Genomic DNA, 21,593 nt, shown 5'->3' on the forward strand with positions numbered 1-21,593 from the left:
TCGGATACGAAATCACTGACTGACCCACCGCTTTCGCGAGCAGGCTCGCTCCCACATATTCAGCGCTGTAGAAAAATCTTATACAAATCATTTGACTTGTACATCCATCGATCTATGCTGAGGAAAAGTTGTACAGAGATAACTCTCTGTACAGGTATAGATTCGAGGTGCTCATGTCTACTGCTTCCCTGTCCAAGCCGAAGATCGCCATCAGCGCCTGCCTGTTGGGCGAAGAAGTGCGCTACAACGGTGGGCACAAGGAATCGCGGCTGTGCAGCCGCACCCTTACCGAATATTTCGATTTCGTCCCGCTGTGCCCGGAAGTTGCTATCGGCATGGGCATTCCCCGTGAGCCGATTCGGCTGGTCGGCGACCCTGAACAACCCGAGGCAGTCGGCACCGTTGACCGGACCATCAACGTAACCAGGCCGCTGGCCGAGTACGGCGAGAAAATGGCCGCCGAGCTGCAGGACCTTTCCGGCTACATCTTCATGCAGCAGTCGCCCTCCTGCGGGCTGGAACGGGTCAAGGTCTATCACGACAACGGCGCGCCAGTGAATGGTGGCGGACGCGGGATCTATGCGCAGGCATTCTGTGCACAGCATCCGGATCTGCCGGTGGAAGAAGCCGGACGCCTCAACGATCCGGTGCTGCGGGAAAACTTCATCACCCGCGTGCTGGCCTACAGCGCCTGGCAGCAAGTGCTCGCCGAGGGTCTGAGCCGCCGCGCCCTTACCGAGTTCCATTCGCGCTACAAGTACCTGCTGATGGCGCACAACCCGCTGCAATACAAAAACCTCGGCAAGATGCTCGGCAACATGGCCGACAGCGATCCCGCCGAACTCGGCCCGCGCTATTTCAGCGAGCTGATGGCCGCGCTGAAGAAATGCGCCACTCGCGGCACCCATTGCAACGTGCTGCTGCACCTCAGCGGTTATTTGAAACAATCGCTGAGCGCCGAAGACAAACAGGAAATGCAGCAGATCATCGGCCAGTACCGCCAGGGCATCGTGCCGCTCGTGGTGCCGTTGACGCTGCTCAAACACCATTTTCGACTCCATCCGGACCCGTACATCGCGCAGCAGGTTTACCTGCAGCCGCATCCGGAAAACCTCAGTCTGCGAAACGCGATCTAATGAACGATAAAACCGATAGCAGCGCCCAGGAAGACCTCGGCGCCGACTTCAAGAAAGCCCTCGACGAGGGCTGGTTGCCGATTCGCGAAGTCGCGCGGCAGACCGGCGTCAACGCCATCACCCTGCGCGCGTGGGAACGTCGCTATGGGTTGGTGGTGCCTCAGCGCACGCCCAAGGGCCATCGACTGTATAGCGCTGAACATGTGCAGCGGATCATGGCCATCCTTACCTGGCTCAACCGTGGCGTTGCGGTCAGCCAGGTCAAGCCACTGCTCGATGCGCCGCAGGCCTTCACGGAAACTGTGGAAAACGATTGGCAGCGTCTGCATCAGACGTTGCTGTCGGCGGTCACCTCGCTCAATGAGCGCGCGCTGGATGACAGCGTCAATCAGGCCATCGCCTTGTATCCGCCACGGACGTTGTGCGAGCAATTGCTGATGCCGCTGCTGGCCGAGCTCGAACAGCGCTGGCAGGGCCAGTTCGGCGCACAGATGGAACGGACGTTTTTCTTTTCCTGGTTGCGCAGCAAATTCGGCGCACGCATCTACCATAACAACCGTCAGCTGCATTCGGCGCCGCTGTTGTTGATCAATCATTCCGACCTGCCGCTGGAGCCGCATCTGTGGCTGTGCGCATGGCTGATCAGCAGTGCCGATTGCCCGGTGCAAGTGTTCGACTGGCCACTGCCGGCCGGTGAACTGGCGCTGACCGTCGAGCATCTGCAAGCCCGTGGCGTGCTGCTGTATTCGAGCAAAGCCATGCAACTGGCGCAGTTGCCCAAGCTGTTGGCAAACGTCAATTGCCCGACCTTGATTGCTGGCCCCACGGTGCACATCCACCACACCGAGTTGTCCGCACGCACCGCCCAGACTGCCGACCTGTTCCTGGCTGAAGATCCGCTTGCCGCACACCAGGCGCTGCTCGAGCGCGGATTGATTTGATGATGGGTTTAATCACATGCAACTGATCTGGCTGCGCAGCGACTTGCGCCTACATGACAACACAGCCCTCGCGGCCGCCGCAGCGCGCGGCCCGACCGTGGCGGTGTATCTGTTGAGTCCGCAGCAGTGGCTGGAGCACGACGATGCGCCGTGCAAAGTAGATTTCTGGCTGCGCAACCTGCGCGAAATGAGCCAAAGCCTCGGCGCGCTGAACATCCCGTTGTTGATTCGCAGCGCACCGCATTGGGATCAGGCACCGGCAGAATTGCTCAAGCTGTGCCGGCAATTGAAGATCGAGGCGGTGCACGTCAACGAGGAATACGGCGTTCACGAAAGCCGCCGTGATGAAGCCGTGGCCGAAACGTTGCGAGCCGAAGGCATCGAATTCCACAGTTACCTGGATCAGTTGCTGTTCAAACCCGGCACAGTGCTGACCAAGACCGGCACCTACTTCCAGGTGTTCAGTCAGTTTCGCAAAGTCTGCTACGAACGCCTGCATCGCTCGATGCCGGCACTGGTCAAGGCACCCGGCAAGCAGGCCGCGCTGGATATCGCCAGCGATGCAATTCCGGAGGCGGTAAAAGGTTTCGCCACACCGAGCGAATCCCTGCGCGCCCTGTGGCCGGCCGGCGAGCAAGAGGCGCGGCGCCGCCTCGACACCTTCACCGATGCACAGATCGACTACTACCGCAGCGAACGCGACTTCCCGGCCAAACCCGGCACCAGCCAATTGTCGGCGTATCTCGCCGCCGGGGTGATCTCGCCACGCCAGTGCCTGCACGCTGCACTGCAAAGCAATCAGGGCGAGTTCGAAAGCGGCAAAGTCGGCGCAGTGACCTGGATCAACGAGCTGCTGTGGCGCGAGTTCTATAAACACATTCTGGTCGGCTACCCACGCGTCTCGCGGCATCGCGCCTTCCGCCCGGAAACCGAGGCGCTGGCCTGGCGCGATGCGCCGGAAGAACTCAAGGCCTGGCAGGAGGCACGCACCGGGCTGCCGATCATCGACGCGGCGATGCGTCAACTGCTGGATACCGGCTGGATGCACAATCGCCTGCGCATGGTCGTAGCGATGTTCCTGACCAAAAACCTGCTGATCGACTGGCGCGAGGGCGAACGCTTTTTCATGCGCCACCTGATCGACGGCGACCTGGCGGCCAACAACGGTGGCTGGCAGTGGAGCTCGTCGACCGGCACCGACTCGGCGCCGTACTTCCGTATCTTCAACCCGTTGAGCCAGTCGGAAAAATTCGACGCCGAAGGCGTGTTCATCAAGCACTGGTTGCCGGAACTGGCCGGGCTCAACAAGAAGGAAGTGCACAATCCGGCGGCAGCCGGAGGACTGTTCGGCGTGGCCGATTATCCGGCCCCGATCGTCAACCTCAGCGCCTCACGCGAGCGTGCGCTGACGGCGTTCAAGAACCTGCCGTCGCGCCAGCCTGTGGGCGGCAGCGATGAGTGAATTCCTGCGCAGCTTCGCCCGCGAGTTTTGCGGGTTGAACAAAGACAACCTGCATCGCCTCGGCGAGCTGTACAGCGACGACATTCATTTCACCGATCCGCTGCACGAAGTTCAGGGCCTGGCACAACTGCAGGATTACTTCAGCGAGCTGTACGCCAACGTCAGCGATCTGCGTTTCGATTTTCATGGTTTCGACCAGATCCGCGAAGGTGAGGGTTACCTGCGCTGGGTCATGAGTTATCGCCATCCGCGCCTGGCCAACGGGCGGAAAATCAGAGTCGGTGGCTGTTCGCACCTGCTCTGGCGCGACAAGGTCTATCGCCATCGGGATTATTTCGATGCCGGGGCGCTGCTGTATGAACACTTGCCAATATTGGGCCGGGTGATTGCCTGGCTGAAAAGGAGAATGGGATGAGTCGTACACCTCCACGGCGGTATTGGTTGACCGGGGCCAGCAGTGGCATCGGTGCAGCCTTGTGTGAGGACATTCTGAAAAGCGGCGCGCACCTGGCGGTCAGCTCGCGCTCGGCCGCGCCGCTCAAGGTCTTGTCCCAGCGTTATCCGGGCCAGGTGCTGGTGGTGCCCGGCGATCTGACCAACAGTCAGACCGTGCGCGAAATCGGTGAGCAGATCGCCGACGCCTGGGGATCGCTGGACAGCGTGATTCTCAACGCTGGCACCTGTGAATATGTCGACGCACGCCAGTTCGATTCGTCGATCATCGAGCACGTGGTGCGCACCAATCTGCTCGCCAGCAGCTATTGCATCGAAGCCGCCCTGCCGCTCTTGCGCAAAGGCACCGCGCCGCATCTGGTCGGCATGGCCAGCTCGGTGACTTACCTGCCGCTGCCTCGCGCCGAAGCCTATGGCGCATCGAAGGCCGGGCTGCGTTACCTGTTCGAATCGCTGCGCATCGATCTGGCGGATGAAGGCATTGAAGTCACCATCATCAGCCCGGGTTTTGTCGAAACGCCGCTGACCGAAAGGAACGATTTCCCGATGCCGCTGAGCTGGCCTGCGGATAAAGCGGCGCGGCACATCTTCGCCAAACTCAAGGACCGTCCGCTGGAAATTGCCTTTCCGGGACTGTTCATGGCCGCGCTGTGGCCGCTGTCGAAACTGCCCGCCCGCGCGCAATTGGCGATCGGCAAACGCATGGTGCGCAAGAACCCTCCGCAGCGGGACCCGATATGAAAATCGCCGTAATTGGCAGCGGTATCGCCGGGCTCACCTGCGCCTACCTGCTGAACCGCCGCCACGACATCACCGTGTTCGAGGCGAGTGACTGGGTCGGCGGCCATACCCACACCGTACCGGTCAGCGTGGCTGGGCAATCGTTCGCCATCGACACCGGTTTCATCGTGTTCAACGACTGGACCTACCCGAACTTCATTCGCTTGCTCAACCAGCTCGGCGTGGCGTTCAAGCCGACCGAAATGAGCTTTTCGGTAACCGACCCGGACACTGGCGTGGAGTACAACGGCAACAACCTCAACAGCCTGTTCGCCCAGCGCAGCAATCTGTTGTCGCCGGGGTTCTGGGGCATGCTGCGCGATATTCTGCGCTTCAACAAAGAAGCCCAGCGCGACCTGATGGAACTGCGCATCGCCGCCGATACCACGCTCGATGATTACCTCAAGGCCGGCGGCTACGGCGAGCGCTTCATCCTGCACTACATCGTGCCGATGGGCGCGGCGATCTGGTCGATGCCGATGGCGGAAATGCTCAATTTCCCGCTACAGTTTTTCCTGCGTTTTTTCAAGAATCATGGCCTGTTGTCGGTCAGTGATAGGCCGCAGTGGCAGGTCATCGAAGGCGGTTCCAGTGCCTACGTCGCGCCGCTGACCGCTTCGTTCAGCGACAGGATTCGTCTGAACTGCCCGGTCAGCCGCGTCGAGCGCAACCAGCACGGCGTGGTTATCCACAGCCCGGCCGGCCTCGAACATTTCGACAAAGTGGTGTTCGCCTGTCACAGCGATCAGGCTCTGAGGCTGTTGGCCAACCCGAGCGACGCCGAGCGTTCGATTCTCGGTGCCCTGCTCTACGCCGACAACGACGTCGTGCTGCACACCGACACACGCCTGCTGCCGACGCGCAAACTGGCCTGGGCCAGCTGGAACTATCGCCTCGGCGGCGCCGGCCATACCCGCGCGGCGGTCACCTACAACATGAACATCCTGCAGGGCATCGAAAGCGACACCACGTTCTGCGTCAGCCTCAACCAGACTGCCGGCATTAGCCCGGACAAAGTGCTGGCCCGCTATACCTACGCCCACCCGCAATACACCTTGGCCGCCGCAGCCGCGCAAAACCGTTGGGGCGAACTCGATGGCGAGCAGCACACGCATTATTGCGGCGCCTACTGGGCCAACGGCTTTCATGAAGATGGCGTGGTCAGCGGTTTGCGCGTGGCCGCCGCGTTCGGTGAAACCCTGTGAACAGCGCACTGTATAGCGGCGTGATTGGCCACCGACGTTTTGCGCCGCGCCGCCACGAATTCCGCTACCGCATTGGCCTGCTCTATCTCGACCTGAGCGAACAGGACGCCGTGCTGGCCTTGTCGCCGCTGGCGGGGCGCAGTCGTTTCGCGCCCTTCTCGTTTCGCGAAACCGATTACCTCAAAGCCTTCACCGGCAAGGGCATGCGCCTGATCGACGCCGTGCGTCAGCAGGTCGGTGCAGCCATCGGTCATGAACCACAAGGCGCGGTATGCCTGCTGACCCAGCCGCGCAGTTGGGGGCTGTCGTTCAATCCGGTGAGCTTCTTCTACTGCCATGAAGCCGACGGACAACTGGCGGCGATCGTTTGTGAAGTCACCAATACGCCATGGCGCGAGCGTTTTCATTACGTGTTGCCGGCGCAGACGCCGACCAGTCTGGTGGATTTCCACCAACATTTTGCTGTAGCCAAGGCGTTTCACGTTTCACCGTTTCTGCCCCGCGACCTCGAATACCGCATGAGCTTCAGCCCGGCCGCGCAAAGCCTGGGTGTGCACATGGCCGATTGGCAGGGCAGCGAGAAACTGTTCGACGCCACACTGAATCTGCGCCGCGAACCGCTCGATCGTCGCAGCCTGCATCGCTATCTGCGGCGCTTCCCGTGGATGACCGCAAAAACCGCTCTGGCGATTTATTGGCAAGCACTGCGACTGCTGCTCAAGCGCGCGCCGATCTTCCCTCACCAGGCTGCCGACGGCAGCTTTAAAACCGCCACTGTGCCTCCGAAGGAGCCGCACCATGAAATCCTCTAGCCTGCCGCTCGGTCGCTTCAGCACCAACGGTTTGACCGGCTCGCTGCTGCGCCGTGGCGTGTTGCGCCAATTGGCCCAGCTCAAACACGGACAATTGATGGTCGTCGAGGATGGCGAACAAATGCTTTTCGGCACCCCGGGCAGTGCTCTGCTCGGCGAAGTCCATGTGCTCGATCCGGCCCTGTGGGGCATGGTCGCCAGTAGCGGCTCGATCGGCGCCGGCGAAGCATTCATCCACGGCTATTGGAGTTCGCCGGACCTGACTGCTGTGGTGCGCGTGTTCGTCAGCAATCTCGATGTACTCGATGCCATGGAAGGTGGCCTGGCGCGTCTGGGCCGGCCCTTCGTGCAAGGCCTGCACTGGCTCAATCGCAACACGCGCAAGGGTTCGCAGAAAAACATCGCCGCGCACTACGACCTCGGCAATGAACTGTTCGAACAGTTTCTCGACCCGACCATGATGTATTCCGCCGCCCAGTTCCTTTCGCCGAGCGACACCCTGGAACAGGCGCAATTGAACAAACTTGAACGCATCTGCCAGAAACTCGCGCTCAAACCCAGCGACCACCTGCTGGAAATCGGCACCGGTTGGGGCAGCATGGCCCTGTACGCAGCGCAGCATTACGGTTGCCGCGTGACCACCACGACGCTGTCGAAAGAGCAATTTGCGTTCACCGCCAAGCGCATCGAACAACTCGGCTTGCAGGATCGCGTCACCCTGCTGCTCAAGGACTACCGCGACCTCAGCGGCGAGTACGACAAACTGGTATCGATCGAGATGATCGAGGCGGTCGGCCATCGGTTCCTGCCGACCTACTTCAAGCAATGCGCGCAGTTGCTCAAAAGCAACGGCCTGATGCTGCTCCAGGCGATCACCATTCGCGAACAACGCTACGAACAGGCCAAGCGCAGCGTCGACTTCATCCAGCGCTACATCTTCCCCGGCGGCGCCCTGCCCTCGGTGCACAAGATGCTCGATGTGGTCGGCCGCGAAACCGACATGAACCTGCTGCACATGGAAGATTTCGGCCTGCATTACGCCAGGACACTGCGCCTGTGGCACGAGAACTTTCGCCTCGCCCATGGTCGTCTGAACGAATTGGGCTATGACGATTATTTCCTGCGTTTGTGGGAGTTTTACCTGTGCTATTGCGAGGGCGGGTTCCTCGAACGCACCATCGGCACCGCGCAATTGCTGCTGGCCAAACCGGCGGCGATGACCGCTCCCCTGCTCGGGCGCTTCGATGCGTGAGCGAATCGCCAATGCCGTGCTGTTTCAGCTCGGCTGGCTGGCCTGCGTACTTGGCGGCAACAGTTTGTGGCTGCTGCTGGCACTGGCGGCGCTGGTGATACATCTGCGCTGGATCAGCAGTTGGGCGGCAGAAGGTCGTTTGATTCTGTGCGTGGTGATTGTCGGCACGGCGGTGGACAGCGTCTTGCGTTACCTCGACGTGTTCCGCTTTGCAGACGCCTCGCCGCTGATTCCGCTGTGGCTGATGCTGCTATGGGCACTGCTCGCCACCACGTTGCGCCACTGCCTGGCCTGGAGCGCGCGGCCATGGTGGCTGGCCAGCGGACTTGGCGCGGTGGGCGGGGCGTTGTCGTACTACGGTGGCGGACGCCTGGCCGGCGTACATTTCCCTTACGGCGAAGTGTCGACGCTGATCGTTATCGGGCTGCTCTGGGCAGGCTTGTTCCCACTGTTGCATTTGATGGCGCGACGACTGGTGCCGTGAGCGTCCGTCAGCGCTTTCACACCCACCGCGATCACTGCCTTACACTGCCACGATGAAAACCATCCCACACACCCAAATCGCCGAACCGGCGGTCACCTGCTCGACCTGTGCGGCGTGCTGCTGCCAGCTCGAAGTGATGCTGATCACCGACACCGGCGTGCCTGATCGCTTTATCGATACCGATGAATGGGGCGGCGAAGTGATGCTGCGTCTGGACGACGGCTGGTGCGCGGCACTGGATCGCGACAGCATGATGTGCACGATCTATGAACGACGCCCGCTGATTTGCCGCGAGTTTGAAATGGGCGCGCCGGAGTGCATCGAAGAGCGCCGGGGTATCGCTACAGCCTACCGCTGATTTCTTTCACGGCGCAGAAACAACTGTGGGAGCGAGCCTGCTCGCGAAGGCGGTGTGTCAGCCACCATTTGAATTGACTGACACTCTGCTTTCGCGAGCAGGCTCGCTCCCACGTTGGTTCCGCGTAGGCGGATTACAGCGGCATTGTGTAATGCAGCGCGTAGCTTTCTACACCATCGTTGTCGCTGGACAGGCCGGCGTTGGAGTAGTGCGTGGCGCGGATTCCGACTTCGTGGCCGCCGTTGAAACGCAGGCCGACACCGATGCGGTCTTCAAACTGGAAGGAGCCGCCCAGGTTGTTGCTTTCGTATTCGGTGTTGGAGAAGAACGCCACGCCGATACCCGCTTCCACGTATGGCTTGACCGACTGGCCGGCAAACTCGTAAACGAATACAGGTGAGAACGATAGGCTGTTGTTGCTGGAAGTCTTGTCACCTTCCCAGTACGTGTAGGCACCGCTCCAGTAGCCGGTCAGGCGACCGACGTCGCTCTGCAGCCAGCTCTTGTCCCAGTCGAAATTCATGCCTAAGCGATACGTCATTGTCGAATCGCTGGTACCGCCGACGGCGAATTCAACGCCAGCGGCTTGTGCAGAAATGCTTTGCCCCATCAGTGCGGCCGCAATCGCGGCCAAGCAGAATAGTCGCTTCACTTTGAAACTTCCTTTTCCGGAACGATCGTTTGGTTTTTAGTTGCTGCTGTCGCTATAGAAATCCGCGCTTGGTCAGAAGTTCAGCGTTTTTTTAGTTATTTCACATTTTTTTTACAAGTCGAAGTTTTGCACATTCGACGCAGTTTGGCCCAGCAACGGTAGGATTTTTCTGAGAGATTGCGGATCGCCGCTGGTCCAGAACTTCACCGGCTGGCTCGGACGTTGCGCCAGCAGATCACGCTCGGCGAGCAAGCGTTGCAACTGCCGGGCCACGGCAGCTCCGGTATCGATCAGGCTGACATCATCGGCGATCATCGACCTGAGTAACGGCTTGAGGAAGGGATAATGGGTGCAGCCAAGAATGATTGTGTCGCAGTTTTGCGCCAGCAATGGAGCGACGTAACTTTGCAATAAAGTGCGTAATTCAGCGCTGTGCAGATCACCCGTTTCGATCAGTTCGACCAGTCCCGGACAGGGCTGGGTGATGACTTTTATGTCAGCCGCGAAACGATCCAGCAACGCGGCAAACTTCGCGCTCTGCAACGTGCCGGTCGTGGCCAGGACGCCAACCACGCCGCTTCGCGTGGCCGCTGCGGCCGGTTTGACCGCCGGTTCCATGCCGACAATCGGCCAGTCGGGGAAATCGCGACGCAGATCGGCAACCCCCGCTACGGTCGCGGTATTGCACGCTAGCACCAAAGCTTTGGCCCCCTGCTCGCGAAAGAACCCGGCCATCACGCTGCAACGCTCACGGATGAATTCCGGGGTTTTCTCGCCGTAAGGAATGTTCCCGCAATCGGCGACATAAAGCAGCGATTCGTTGGGCAGCAAGCGCTGGATTTCGCCGAGGACCGACAAGCCGCCGACCCCGGAATCGAACACGCCGATCGGCGCTTCACGCATGGCGGGCGCCACAGACGCTGCAGCCCGGATCACGCTTGACCCGCAGCTCACGGAAGCGCGAACCCAAGGCATCGATCAACAACAGTCGCCCCACCAATGGTTCACCAAAGCCGACCAGCACCTTCAACGCTTCCAGCGCCTGCAAGCTGCCAACCAGACCGACCAATGGCCCGACCACGCCGGCCTCGCTGCAGGTCAGTTCGGCTTCGCTGCCGTGTCCGTACAGGCAGTGGTAGCAAGGGCTTTCGGCACGCCGTGGATCGAACACCGACAATTGCCCTTCCAGACGAATCGCCGCGCCACTGACCAGTGGCTTGCGCGCGGCAACACAAGCGGCGTTAACCGACTCGCGCGTGGAAAAGTTGTCCGAACAATCGAGCACCAGATTCACCGCCGCCACCGCTGCACCGAGAGAATCCTCGTCCAGCGCCTGGCGATGAGCGACCAGTTGAATTTCCGGATTGATCGCGCCCAGGCGCTTGAGCGCCGAGTCGACCTTGGACATGCCGACACTGTCGGTGTCGTGAATGATCTGCCGTTGCAGATTGGTCAGATCGACCGTGTCGAAATCCGCCAGATGCAATTCGCCGACGCCCGCTGCTGCCAGATACAGCGCCACTGGCGCGCCGAGACCGCCGAGGCCGACGATCAGCACGCGGCTGGCCTTGAGCTTCAGCTGCCCGTCGATGTCGATGTGTTGCAGCAGAATCTGCCGGCTGTAGCGCAGCAATTCCTGATCATTCAGCACGGCAGGCGCCCCAGACTGATGCGTTGATGGCCGCCCAGATCGGTGCGGCTGTGGACTTCTTCAAAGCCACGGGTAAGCAGCAGATCACGCACCGCTTCGGCCTGATCATAGCCGTGCTCGAGCATCAGCCAGCCGCCGGTTTCAAGATGATCCGGCGCCTGCGCAACAATCAGGCGCAGATCGTCGAGGCCATCTTCACCGGCGATCAGCGCACTGGCCGGTTCGAAGCGTACATCGCCCTCGACCAGATGCGGATCGGTGGCGGCAATGTACGGCGGGTTGCTGATGATCAGTTGAAAGCGCTGGCCCTCAAGGGCGCTGAACCAATGGCTGCTCAGCACCGTAGCGTTGTTCAAGTGCAGACGCTGGCGGTTGCGCTCGGCCAGGGCCACGGCTTCGAGCACGCGATCCACAGCGGTGACCTTCCACGCCGGGCGCTCGCTGGCCAAGGCCAAAGCAATCGCGCCACTGCCGGTGCCCAAGTCGAGGACCTTGGCCGGGGTTGCCGGCAGCAGCTCAAGGGCTGCCTCCACCAGCAATTCGGTGTCGGGACGCGGAATCAGCGTATGTGGCGCGACTTCCAGATCGAGTTTCCAGAAGCCCTGCTGGCCGAGAATATAAGCCACCGGTTCACCGCTGCGCCGCCGTTGCAAATACTCGGCAAAGGTCAGCGCAGCCTCGCTCGGCACGATGCGCTCGGGCCAGGTGTGCAGGAAGCTGCGCGACTTGCCCAGTGCGGCGGCGAGCAGCAGTTCCGCGTCCAGACGCGCTGTGGGCGAGTCCGGCAGCTCGGCGGCGCGCAACAGGCTGGCGATGATGGTCATTTATTCACCTATCGCTGCGAGTTGGTCAGCCTGATATTCGGCCAGCAAGGGCTCGATCACAGCTTCGACGCCACCGGCGAGAATTTCATCCAGCGAATACAGGGTCAGGTTGACGCGATGGTCGGTGACCCGGCCCTGGGCGTAGTTGTAGGTGCGGATACGCTCGGATCGATCGCCGGAGCCGACCAGCAACTTGCGCTCACTGGCAATCGCGTTGGCTGCCGCTGCGTTTTGCTGATCGTTGAGCTTGGCCGACAGCCACGCCATCGCCCGGGCACGGTTCTTGTGCTGGGAGCGTTCTTCCTGACACTCGACGACGGTGCCAGTCGGAATGTGGGTGATGCGGATCGCCGAATCGGTGGTGTTGACGTGCTGACCACCAGCGCCAGAGGAACGGTAAGTATCGACACGCAGATCCGCCGGGTTGATCTCGATCGCTTCGCGCTCGTCCGGCTCCGGCAACACCGCCACGGTGCAGGCCGACGTGTGGATCCGGCCCTGGGATTCGGTAGCCGGTACGCGCTGGACGCGGTGCGCGCCGGACTCGAATTTCAGCTTGCCGTAAACGTTGTCGCCTTCAATGCGCGCGATGACTTCTTTATAGCCACCGTGTTCGCCTTCGTTTTCCGAGAGGATCTCGACGCGCCAGCCACGCCGCTCGGCATAACGCGAGTACATGCGGAACAGGTCACCGGAGAAGATCGCTGCCTCGTCGCCACCGGTGCCGGCGCGAATTTCGAGGAAGACGTTGCGGCCGTCATTCGGATCTTTAGGCAGCAGCATGCGCTGCAGATCGGATTCCAGCGTGACCAGCAACTCCTTGGCTTCGCGAACTTCTTCCACGGCCATTTCGCGCATGTCCGGGTCGTTATCCTTGAGCAGCGCCTGCGCGCCTTCAAGATCGCTTTGTACGCCGAGCAGCTTTTTATAGGCGGCCACTACCGGTTCGAGTTCGGCGTACTCCTTGGAATAGGCGCGGAATTTGGCCTGATCGGCAATGACTTCACCGTCGCCGAGCAGCGCGGTCAGTTCCTCGAAACGGTCCTGGAGAATGTCCAGCTTGTTGAGCAGTGACGCTTTCATTGCGGTTTTTTATCCGAAAAACTATCCGGTGAGCCCTCAAGGGCAAAGAGTTCCTGGGCCATGGCCAGCGCATCGAGGCGGCCTTCGGCAGACAGCTTTTTCAATTGCACGCTGGGCGCATGCAAGAGTTTGTTGGTCAGGCCACGGGCCAGTTGCCCGAGCACGTCTTCGGCGTTGCCGCCGTTGGCCAGCAGACGCAGGGCCTTCTGCAATTCTTCGTCTCGCAAGCGTTCGCTCTGTTGACGATAGGCCTTGAGCACATCGACTGCCGCCAGTTCGCGCAGGCGCACCATGAAATCGTCGGCGCCGACCGAGACCATCTCCTCCGCTGCCTGGGCTGCACCCTGGCGGCTCTTGAGGTTCTCGGCGACCACTTCGTGGAGATCGTCGACGCTGTACAGGTAAACGTCGTCCAACTCGCCGACTTCTGGCTCGATATCTCGCGGTACGGCGATGTCGACCATGAAGATCGGCTTGTGCTTGCGCAGCTTCAGCGCACTTTCCACCGCACCCTTGCCGAGGATTGGCAACTGGCTGGCGGTCGAACTGATGACGATGTCGCTGCGCACCAGCTCCGCCGGAATGTCCGAGAGCAGCACCGCGTGGGCGCCGAACTGTTCGGCCAGTTGACTGGCGCGCTCCAGCGTGCGGTTGGCGACGACGATGCGCTTGACCCCCAGCTCATGCAAATGGCGCGCGACCAGCGTAATCGTCTCGCCGGCACCGATCAGCAGCGCCTGGCTGCGTTGCAGATCGCTGAAAATCTGTTTCGCCAGGCTCACCGCAGCAAACGCCACCGACACCGGGTTCTCGCCAATCGCAGTATCGGTACGCACCTGCTTGGCGGCATTGAACGTCGCCTGAAACAACCGCCCCAGCAGCGGACCGATGGTGCCGGCCTCGCGGGCCACGGCGTAGGCCGATTTCATCTGACCGAGAATCTGCGGTTCGCCCAGCACCAGCGAGTCGAGCCCGGAGGCGACGCGCATCATGTGACGAACAGCCGCATCGTCTTCATGCACGTAAGCACTGGCGCGCAGCTCGTCGAGACTCAGATGGTGATAATCGGCCAGCCAGCGCAGCACGACATCGGCCGACAGCTGATCCTGTTCTATATAAAGCTCACTGCGATTGCAGGTGGAGAGGATCGCGGCTTCGCGGCTGTCGGTCAGTCGGCAGAGCTGCTGCAAGGCCTCCACCAGCTGCTCAGGGGTAAAGGCCACGCGCTCGCGGACGTCTACTGAAGCAGTCTTGTGGTTAATACCGAGTGCAAGGAAGGCCATTCAAGGTCGCTGATGGTGACGTGAAGCCGGCAATTGTCCTACTTCGAAAGATTCAGAACAACTACCGCTGACTATTGTCCCAATCGTCAGCCCCTATAATGGCCACAATTGAGTCTCGGTTATGTTTGGCCGAAGGCTTGTGTCATGATGATCCGACCGCAGGTTAGTCGTCCTCTTCCTATATGAATAGATCTTCCGCGTTGCTCCTCGCTTTTGTCTTCCTCAGCGGCTGCCAGGCCATGGCGCCCGTTGCGCCGGATGGCACCCCGCCGGTCGAAGACACCACGCCCGCACCTGAAAAGCCCAAGGTTTACGGCTCGTTCAGTGAGGAAACCGTGTTCAGCCTGCTGAGCGCCGAACTCGCTGGCCAGCGCAATCGTTTCGACATTGCCCTGGACAATTACGTGACCCAGGCCATCAACACCCAGGATCCGGGCGTTTCCGAGCGTGCGTTCCGCATCGCCGAATATCTGGGCGCCGATCAACCGGCCCTCGACACCGCGCTGATCTGGGCGCGCAACGCTCCGGATGATCTCGAAGCGCAACGCGCCGCTGCCGTGCAACTGGCCCGCGCCGGGCGTTACGACGACTCCATGGTCTACATGGAGAAAGTCCTGCAGGGCAAGGGCGACACCCATTTCGATTTCCTCGCGCTGTCGGCCGCCGACACCGATCAGGAAACCCGCAACGGCCTGATGAAAAGCTTCGACCGTTTGCTCCAGCGCCACCCGAACAATAATCAGCTGATTTTCGGCAAGGCTCTGCTGTTGCAGCAGGACGGCGACAATCAAGGCGCGCTGACTCTGCTCGAAGACAACCCACCGGAAGACGGCGAGATCGCACCAATCCTGCTGCGTGCGCGCCTGCTTCAATTGCTCAACCGTGGCGACGAAGCGCTGCCGCTGTTGCAGAAAAGCATCAGGAAATACCCGGAAGACAAACGCCTGCGCCTGACTTACGCGCGCATGCTGGTCGAACAGGACCGCATGGACGACGCCAAGGCCGAATTCTCCACGCTCGTTCAGCAATACCCGGAAGACGATGAACTGCGTTACTCGCTGGCACTGGTGTGCCTGGAAGCCAAGGCGTGGGATGAAGCCAAGGGCTATCTGGAAGACCTGATCGCTCGCGAAAGCCACGTCGATTCAGCGCATCTGAACCTCGGCCGGATTGCCGAAGAGCGCAACGACCCACAAGGCGCGCTCATCGAATACGCCCAGGTCGGTCCGGGCAATGACTATCTGCCGGCACAGCTGCGTCAGGCCGATATCCTGATGAGCAACGGCAAAACCGCCGAAGCGCAGAGCAAGCTGGCGGCCGAGCGTGACGAGCAACCGGATTACGCGATCCAGCTGTATCTGATCGAATCGGAAACCCTGTCGGCCAACAAACAGGACGACAAAGCCTGGAAGGTTCTGCAACAAGCGCTGCAGAAATACCCGGACGATCTCAATCTGCTTTACACCCGCGCCATGCTCGCGGAGAAACGCAATGATCTGGCGCAAATGGAGAAAGACCTGCGCCTGATCATCAAGCGCGACCCGGACAACGCCATGGCGCTCAATGCTCTGGGCTACACCTTGTCCGATCGCACCACCCGCTACGCTGAAGCGAAAACGCTGATCGAGCAGGCGCACCAGATCAACCCGGAAGACCCGGCAGTTCTCGACAGCCTCGGCTGGGTGAACTATCGCCTGGGCAATCTGGACGACGCGGAGAAATACCTGCGCCAGGCGCTCGAGCGTTTCCCTGACCACGAAGTCGCCGCGCACCTGGGCGAAGTCCTCTGGGCCAAGGGCAATCAGCGCGAAGCCAAACAAGTGTGGGGCAAGTTCCTCAAGGATCAGCCCGACAGCACCATTCTGCGCAGCACCATCAAGCGCCTGACCGGATCCGAGAATCTTTAAACCATGCTTTTGCGCCACGTTATTGTTTTCAGCTTCATCGCCCTCCTCGCCGGCTGCTCGGGTTTCGGCACTCGCGAATCGGTCGAGGGCCACGGCAGCCCGGCCCAGTGGGCGGCGAATAAACAGCAACTGACCGGCCTTGATGGCTGGCAGATCGACGGCAAGATCGGCATCCGCGCGCCGAAGGATTCCGGCAGCGGCACGCTGTTCTGGCTGCAGCGTCAGGATTACTACGACATTCGCCTGTCCGGCCCGCTGGGTCGTGGCGCGGCGCGCCTGACCGGGCGCCCGGGCAAGGTGTCGCTGGAAGTCGCCAACCAGGGCCGCTACGAATCGCAATCTCCTGAAGCCTTGCTCGAAGAGCAACTGGGCTGGAAATTGCCGGTGTCGAATCTGGCCTGGTGGGTTCGCGGCCTGCCAGCGCCGGAAAGCAAGAGTCGCTTGAACCTGGACGCCGACAGTCGCCTGGCCAGCCTTGAGCAGGACGGCTGGAAAGTCGAATACACCGCCTACACCGAACAGAATGGTTATTGGCTGCCCGAGCGCATCAAGCTGCACGGCACCGATCTCGACGTGACGCTGGTGATCAAGACCTGGCAACCGCGCAAGTTGGGGCAATAAAGCATGACCGCTGCACGCCTGACCCTGCCCTCGCCGGCCAAACTCAACTTGATGCTGCACATTCTCGGTCGCCGTGAAGACGGTTATCACGAATTGCAGACGCTGTTTCAGTTCCTCGATTATGGCGATGAAATCACTTTCGCCGTGCGCGATGACGGCGTGATTCAGCTGCACACCGAGTTCGCCGGCGTGCCCCACGACAGCAACCTGATCGTGCGCGCGGCGAAGATGTTGCAGCAACAGTCCGGCTGCGCGCTCGGTATCGACATCTGGATCGACAAGGTGCTGCCCATGGGCGGCGGCATCGGTGGCGGCAGTTCGAATGCGGCGACGACTTTGCTCGGCCTCAACCATCTCTGGCAGTTGGGCTGGGATGAAGATCGTCTGGCGCAACTGGGCCTGTCACTCGGTGCCGACGTACCAGTGTTCGTCCGTGGCCATGCGGCATTTGCCGAGGGCGTCGGCGAGAAACTGACCCCGGTCGACCCCGAAGAACCGTGGTATCTGGTGCTCGTGCCGCAAGTCGCTGTTAGTACGGCAGAAATTTTTTCCGATCCTTTGTTGACACGTAACACACCGCCCATTAAAGTGCGCCCCGTTCCCGAGGGAAACAGTCGAAATGACTGCTTGCCGGTGGTCGAAAGGCGTTATCCAGAGGTACGTAACGCATTGGATTTGTTAGGTAAATTTACCGAAGCAAAGCTCACCGGAACTGGAAGTTGTGTGTTTGGGGGCTTCCCAAGCAAAGCTGAAGCTGATAAAGTCTCGGCCCTTCTGACAGAGACCCTTACAGGGTTTGTAGCGAAAGGAAGTAACGTTTCGATGTTGCATCGCAAGCTGCAAAGTCTGCTCTAAAGGAATCAAGTGCCCGGCACTTGAAAGCAACAGATACAGGGGCGTCGCCAAGCGGTAAGGCAGCAGGTTTTGATCCTGCCATGCGTTGGTTCGAATCCAGCCGCCCCTGCCATTTTCTCTACTCATCCAGGTTACCCTCAGCCTCTAGGTACTGCGCGTGTCCAAGATGATGGTCTTTACGGGGAATGCCAACCCCGATCTGGCTCGGCGTGTCGTACGTCAGCTGCATATCCCTCTCGGTGACATCTCTGTCGGCAAGTTTTCCGACGGCGAAATCACAGCCGAGATCAATGAAAACGTTCGCGGTAAAGACGTCTTCATTATTCAGCCGACCTGCGCTCCGACCAACGATAACCTGATGGAACTGGTAGTGATGGCTGATGCCTTCCGCCGCTCCTCAGCTACTCGTATCACTGCTGTTATTCCTTATTTTGGTTATGCCCGTCAGGATCGCCGTCCGCGTTCCGCACGTGTGGCTATCAGCGCGAAAGTCGTTGCTGACATGCTTACCGTAGTCGGCATCGACCGTGTTCTCACGGTTGATCTGCATGCTGACCAGATTCAGGGCTTCTTCGATATTCCGGTAGATAACATCTACGGCTCCCCGGTTCTGGTGGATGACATCGAAGATCAGCGCTTCGAAAACCTGATGATCGTGTCTCCGGACATTGGTGGCGTCGTGCGTGCACGGGCTGTTGCCAAGTCGCTGGGCGTCGATCTCGGGATCATCGACAAACGCCGTGAGAAAGCCAATCACTCTGAAGTGATGCATATCATCGGTGATGTCGAAGGGCGTACCTGTATTCTGGTCGATGACATGGTCGATACCGCCGGCACCCTGTGCCACGCGGCCAAGGCCCTGAAAGAGCATGGCGCAGCCAAGGTCTTTGCCTACTGCACACACCCTGTGCTGTCGGGCCGGGCCATCGAGAATATCGAAAATTCCGTGCTGGACGAGCTGGTGGTCACTAACACCATCCCGCTGTCCGCTGCAGCACAAGCCTGTGCACGTATCCGTCAACTGGATATCGCACCGGTTGTTGCCGAAGCGGTTCGCCGCATCAGCAATGAAGAATCGATCAGCGCGATGTTCCGTTAAGGGCCCTGCCCTTCGCGAAATGTCTCGTTGACGAAAAGCGCCCCGCCCCGGCATTCCTGTCGGGGCGGGGCTTTTTTGCCCATACCGTGTTCGGCGCTGGTCGCAAACGCCACTCGGTCATGGCTATTTTGGAGATACAAAATGAACGATTTTACTCTGAATGCTGAAGTGCGTTCCGACCTGGGGAAAGGTGCGAGCCGCCGCCTGCGTCGTCTCGCCGCTCTGGTTCCAGCTGTTGTTTACGGTGGCGACAAAGCCCCTGAATCCATCAGCATGCTGGCCAAAGAAGTTGCCAAACTGCTCGAAAACGAAGCGGCTTACAGCCACATCATCGAGCTGAACGTTGGTGGCACCAAGCAGAACGTCATCATCAAGGCGCTGCAGCGTCACCCGGCCAAAGGCCACGTGATGCACGCTGACTTCGTACGCGTTGTTGCCGGCCAGAAACTGACCGCCATCGTGCCTGTACACTTTGTTGGCGAAGAAGCTCCAGTGAAGAAAGGCGGCGAAGTTTCGCACGTTGTTGCTGAAATCGAAGTGACCTGCCTGCCAAAAGATCTGCCTGAGTTCATCGAAGTCGATCTGTCGAAAGCAGAAATCGGCACCATCATTCACCTGTCGGACCTCAAAGCTCCTAAAGGTGTTGAGTTCGTTGCTCTGGCACACGGCGATGACAAGGCTGTTGCCAACGTCCACGCTCCACGTGTTGCTGCAGAACCTGCCGAAGAAGGCGAAGCAGAGTAATTCACTCTGTCATGCCGGGGAGTGAGCAAGTAACATCGCGGACTGGAACGTAGCGAGAAAGCGGGCGAGAACGCGGAGTTTACATCCATGGTAAATGAGCATTTTTCGTCCACTTTCGCCGCTTTCCCCGATCGCGGCGATGTTATCCACCACTCCAAGGAAGGGCCCCTATCGTGACTGCCATCAAACTGATCGTTGGCCTGGGAAATCCAGGCGCTGAATACGAACAGACCCGGCATAACGCAGGGGCCCTTTTTGTTGAGCGCATCGCCCACGCACAGAATGTGAATCTCGTGGCCGATCGCAAATATTTCGGCCTGACCGGGCGCTACTCGCATCAGGGTCAGGATGTTCGTCTGCTGATTCCCACCACCTACATGAACCGCAGCGGCCAGGCCGTGGCGGCACTCGCCGGTTTCTTCCGCATCAAGCCTGAAGAAATCCTCGTGGCGCATGACGAACTCGACTTGCCTCCGGGCGTTGCCAAGCTCAAGCAGGGCGGCGGCCATGGCGGTCACAACGGATTGCGCGACATCATTGCGCAACTGGGCAATCAGAATACGTTCTACCGTCTGCGGCTTGGCATCGGCCACCCGGGCGTTGCCAGTATGGTTTCAAATTTCGTCCTGGGTCGTGCGCCACGCGCCGAACAGGAAAAACTCGATGCCAGCATCGACTTTGCCCTCGGCGTGCTGCCGGATATCCTCGCCGGGGAATGGAACCGCGCGATGAAAAACCTGCACAGCCAGAAGGCCTGACTTTTACCCGAGGGGAAACACCATGGGATTCAATTGCGGCATCGTCGGCCTGCCTAACGTCGGCAAGTCCACCCTGTTCAACGCCCTGACCAAATCCGGTATCGCGGCCGAGAACTTCCCCTTCTGCACCATCGAGCCGAACAGCGGCATCGTGCCGATGCCTGATCCACGCCTGGAAGCGCTGGCGGCCATCGTCAATCCCAAGCGCATCCTGCCGACCACCATGGAATTCGTCGACATCGCCGGCCTCGTCGCCGGCGCCTCGAAAGGTGAAGGCCTGGGCAACAAGTTCCTGGCCAACATCCGCGAAACCGACGCTATCGCTCACGTGGTGCGCTGCTTCGAAGACGACAACGTGATCCACGTGTCCAACAGCGTCGACCCGAAACGCGACATCGAAATCATCGACCTTGAACTGATCTTCGCCGACCTCGACAGCTGCGAGAAACAACTGCAGAAAGTCGCGCGCAACGCCAAGGGCGGTGACAAGGACGCCGTGGTTCAGAAGGCTCTGCTCGAGCAACTGATCGCGCACTTCACCGAAGCCAAACCGGCACGCAGCCTGATGAAGAACATGAGCGCGGATGAGAAAGCCGTGATCAAGGGCTTCCACCTGCTGACCACCAAGCCGGTCATGTACATCGCCAACGTTGCCGAAGACGGTTTCGAGAACAACCCGCACCTGGACGTGGTCAAGGCCATCGCCGAAGAAGAAGGCGCCATGGTCGTTCCGGTGTGCAACAAGATCGAAGCGGAAATCGCCGAGCTCGATGATGGCGAAGAGAAGGACATGTTCCTCGAGGCCCTGGGCCTGGAAGAGCCTGGCCTGAACCGCGTGATCCGCGCCGGTTACGAAATGCTGCACCTGCAGACCTACTTCACCGCCGGTGTCGAAGAAGTCCGCGCCTGGACCGTCAAGGTCGGTGCCACCGCACCACAGGCCGCCGGCGTGATCCACACCGACTTCGAAAAAGGCTTCATCCGTGCCGAAGTCATCGCCTACAACGACTTCATCCAGTACAAGGGCGAAGCCGGCGCCAAAGAAGCCGGCAAGTGGCGCCTGGAAGGCAAGGATTACATCGTCAAGGACGGCGACGTGATGCACTTCCGCTTCAACGTCTAAGCAACAGCCGCACAAGAAAAAGCCGCGTTTGATACGCGGCTTTTTTGTGCCCGAAAGATTGTTAAAAGATCGCAGCCTTCGGCAGCTCCTACAGATGTACATCTATCCCC

Annotated in this window: 23 protein-coding genes and 1 tRNA gene; 18 read left to right on the forward strand and 6 right to left on the reverse strand. The window is 60.1% G+C overall.

Annotated elements, in window-relative coordinates:
- Positions 1-173 precede the first annotated feature (173 nt).
- Genes ASG55_RS21840 through ASG55_RS21885 form a run of 10 tightly spaced genes read left to right on the forward strand, consistent with a single transcriptional unit; the run spans position 174 to position 8,883 of the window.
- Positions 174-1,136, forward strand: coding sequence for a YbgA family protein (locus ASG55_RS21840; RefSeq protein ID WP_041479992.1), 963 nt, complete (start codon positions 174-176; stop codon positions 1,134-1,136).
- On the forward strand, positions 1,136-2,077 hold the full coding sequence (locus ASG55_RS21845) for a MerR family transcriptional regulator (protein WP_056790272.1): 942 nt from the start codon (positions 1,136-1,138) through the stop codon (positions 2,075-2,077). Before ASG55_RS21840 ends, ASG55_RS21845 begins: the two co-directional genes overlap by 1 nt.
- A 16-nt stretch (positions 2,078-2,093) precedes the next feature.
- Positions 2,094-3,539: a deoxyribodipyrimidine photo-lyase gene (gene phrB, locus ASG55_RS21850; RefSeq protein ID WP_056790275.1), complete on the forward strand. Its 1,446-nt coding sequence runs from the start codon at positions 2,094-2,096 to the stop codon at positions 3,537-3,539.
- Positions 3,532-3,954 (forward strand): nuclear transport factor 2 family protein, encoded by a 423-nt coding sequence (locus ASG55_RS21855; RefSeq protein ID WP_056790277.1) that lies wholly within the window; start codon positions 3,532-3,534, stop codon positions 3,952-3,954. Before phrB ends, ASG55_RS21855 begins: the two co-directional genes overlap by 8 nt.
- Positions 3,951-4,733 carry an SDR family NAD(P)-dependent oxidoreductase gene (locus ASG55_RS21860; RefSeq protein WP_056790280.1) on the forward strand — a complete coding sequence of 261 codons (783 nt, stop codon included), beginning with the start codon at positions 3,951-3,953 and terminating at the stop codon, positions 4,731-4,733. Before ASG55_RS21855 ends, ASG55_RS21860 begins: the two co-directional genes overlap by 4 nt.
- A complete protein-coding gene (locus ASG55_RS21865; protein WP_056790282.1) occupies positions 4,730-5,977 on the forward strand; it encodes an NAD(P)/FAD-dependent oxidoreductase in 1,248 nt (415 codons plus the stop codon). The genes ASG55_RS21860 and ASG55_RS21865 overlap by 4 nt, the downstream gene beginning before the upstream one ends.
- The gene (locus tag ASG55_RS21870) at positions 5,974-6,789 is read left to right on the forward strand and encodes a DUF1365 domain-containing protein (RefSeq protein WP_056790285.1); all 816 of its coding nucleotides are present in this window, start codon (positions 5,974-5,976) and stop codon (positions 6,787-6,789) included. Before ASG55_RS21865 ends, ASG55_RS21870 begins: the two co-directional genes overlap by 4 nt.
- A complete protein-coding gene (locus ASG55_RS21875; RefSeq protein WP_056790289.1) occupies positions 6,776-8,041 on the forward strand; it encodes an SAM-dependent methyltransferase in 1,266 nt (421 codons plus the stop codon). The genes ASG55_RS21870 and ASG55_RS21875 overlap by 14 nt, the downstream gene beginning before the upstream one ends.
- Positions 8,034-8,525 carry a DUF2878 domain-containing protein gene (locus ASG55_RS21880; RefSeq protein ID WP_056790291.1) on the forward strand — a complete coding sequence of 164 codons (492 nt, stop codon included), beginning with the start codon at positions 8,034-8,036 and terminating at the stop codon, positions 8,523-8,525. Before ASG55_RS21875 ends, ASG55_RS21880 begins: the two co-directional genes overlap by 8 nt.
- 52 nt (positions 8,526-8,577) lie before the next feature.
- Entirely contained in the window at positions 8,578-8,883 is a 306-nt protein-coding gene (locus ASG55_RS21885; protein WP_024014290.1) for a YkgJ family cysteine cluster protein, read from the forward strand.
- Between the two features lie 133 nt (positions 8,884-9,016).
- Here the strand turns inward: ASG55_RS21885 and ASG55_RS21890 are convergent, their stop codons facing one another.
- From ASG55_RS21890 to hemA, 6 genes are all read right to left on the reverse strand, one after another.
- The gene (locus ASG55_RS21890) at positions 9,017-9,535 is read right to left on the reverse strand and encodes an acyloxyacyl hydrolase (protein WP_016773213.1); all 519 of its coding nucleotides are present in this window, start codon (positions 9,533-9,535) and stop codon (positions 9,017-9,019) included.
- Positions 9,536-9,646: 111 nt separating this feature from the next.
- Positions 9,647-10,438: a glutamate racemase gene (gene murI / locus ASG55_RS21895; RefSeq protein ID WP_056790293.1), complete on the reverse strand. Its 792-nt coding sequence runs from the start codon at positions 10,436-10,438 to the stop codon at positions 9,647-9,649.
- Positions 10,431-11,186: a molybdopterin-synthase adenylyltransferase MoeB gene (locus ASG55_RS21900; RefSeq protein WP_056790295.1), complete on the reverse strand. Its 756-nt coding sequence runs from the start codon at positions 11,184-11,186 to the stop codon at positions 10,431-10,433. The genes murI and ASG55_RS21900 overlap by 8 nt, the downstream gene beginning before the upstream one ends.
- The gene (gene prmC / locus ASG55_RS21905; RefSeq protein WP_056790299.1) at positions 11,180-12,010 is read right to left on the reverse strand and encodes a peptide chain release factor N(5)-glutamine methyltransferase; all 831 of its coding nucleotides are present in this window, start codon (positions 12,008-12,010) and stop codon (positions 11,180-11,182) included. The genes ASG55_RS21900 and prmC overlap by 7 nt, the downstream gene beginning before the upstream one ends.
- A complete protein-coding gene (prfA, locus tag ASG55_RS21910) occupies positions 12,011-13,093 on the reverse strand; it encodes a peptide chain release factor 1 (protein WP_016773210.1) in 1,083 nt (360 codons plus the stop codon). It lies immediately after the preceding gene.
- Positions 13,090-14,376, reverse strand: a complete 1,287-nt coding sequence (hemA, locus tag ASG55_RS21915; protein WP_016773209.1) for a glutamyl-tRNA reductase — start codon at positions 14,374-14,376, stop codon at positions 13,090-13,092. The genes prfA and hemA overlap by 4 nt, the downstream gene beginning before the upstream one ends.
- A gap of 182 nt (positions 14,377-14,558) precedes the next feature.
- On the opposite strand from hemA, the gene ASG55_RS21920 reads away from it, so the two are divergent.
- The 8 genes from ASG55_RS21920 to ychF all read left to right on the forward strand — a co-directional run bounded on the left by ASG55_RS21920 (position 14,559) and on the right by ychF (position 21,483).
- The gene (locus ASG55_RS21920) at positions 14,559-16,283 is read left to right on the forward strand and encodes a tetratricopeptide repeat protein (RefSeq protein WP_056790302.1); all 1,725 of its coding nucleotides are present in this window, start codon (positions 14,559-14,561) and stop codon (positions 16,281-16,283) included.
- Positions 16,284-16,286: 3 nt separating this feature from the next.
- Entirely contained in the window at positions 16,287-16,904 is a 618-nt protein-coding gene (lolB, locus tag ASG55_RS21925; RefSeq protein ID WP_016773207.1) for a lipoprotein insertase outer membrane protein LolB, read from the forward strand.
- A 3-nt stretch (positions 16,905-16,907) separates the two neighbouring features.
- Positions 16,908-17,759 carry a 4-(cytidine 5'-diphospho)-2-C-methyl-D-erythritol kinase gene (gene ispE / locus ASG55_RS21930; RefSeq protein ID WP_056790305.1) on the forward strand — a complete coding sequence of 284 codons (852 nt, stop codon included), beginning with the start codon at positions 16,908-16,910 and terminating at the stop codon, positions 17,757-17,759.
- A 37-nt stretch (positions 17,760-17,796) separates the two neighbouring features.
- Positions 17,797-17,871: transfer RNA gene (locus ASG55_RS21935), tRNA-Gln, on the forward strand.
- Positions 17,872-17,916: 45 nt separating this feature from the next.
- Positions 17,917-18,858 carry a ribose-phosphate pyrophosphokinase gene (locus ASG55_RS21940; RefSeq protein WP_003171603.1) on the forward strand — a complete coding sequence of 314 codons (942 nt, stop codon included), beginning with the start codon at positions 17,917-17,919 and terminating at the stop codon, positions 18,856-18,858.
- 141 nt (positions 18,859-18,999) lie between these two features.
- Complete coding sequence (locus ASG55_RS21945; protein WP_056790308.1) at positions 19,000-19,602, forward strand: 50S ribosomal protein L25/general stress protein Ctc; 603 nt, start codon at positions 19,000-19,002, stop codon at positions 19,600-19,602.
- 173 nt (positions 19,603-19,775) lie between these two features.
- Positions 19,776-20,360 (forward strand): aminoacyl-tRNA hydrolase, encoded by a 585-nt coding sequence (gene pth, locus ASG55_RS21950; RefSeq protein ID WP_016773203.1) that lies wholly within the window; start codon positions 19,776-19,778, stop codon positions 20,358-20,360.
- Between the two features lie 22 nt (positions 20,361-20,382).
- The gene (ychF, locus tag ASG55_RS21955; protein ID WP_016773202.1) at positions 20,383-21,483 is read left to right on the forward strand and encodes a redox-regulated ATPase YchF; all 1,101 of its coding nucleotides are present in this window, start codon (positions 20,383-20,385) and stop codon (positions 21,481-21,483) included.
- Positions 21,484-21,593 lie beyond the last annotated feature (110 nt).

It is taken from the genome of Pseudomonas sp. Leaf434 (genome assembly GCF_001425545.1).
GTDB classification, from domain to species: Bacteria; Pseudomonadota; Gammaproteobacteria; order Pseudomonadales; family Pseudomonadaceae; genus Aquipseudomonas; species Aquipseudomonas siliginis.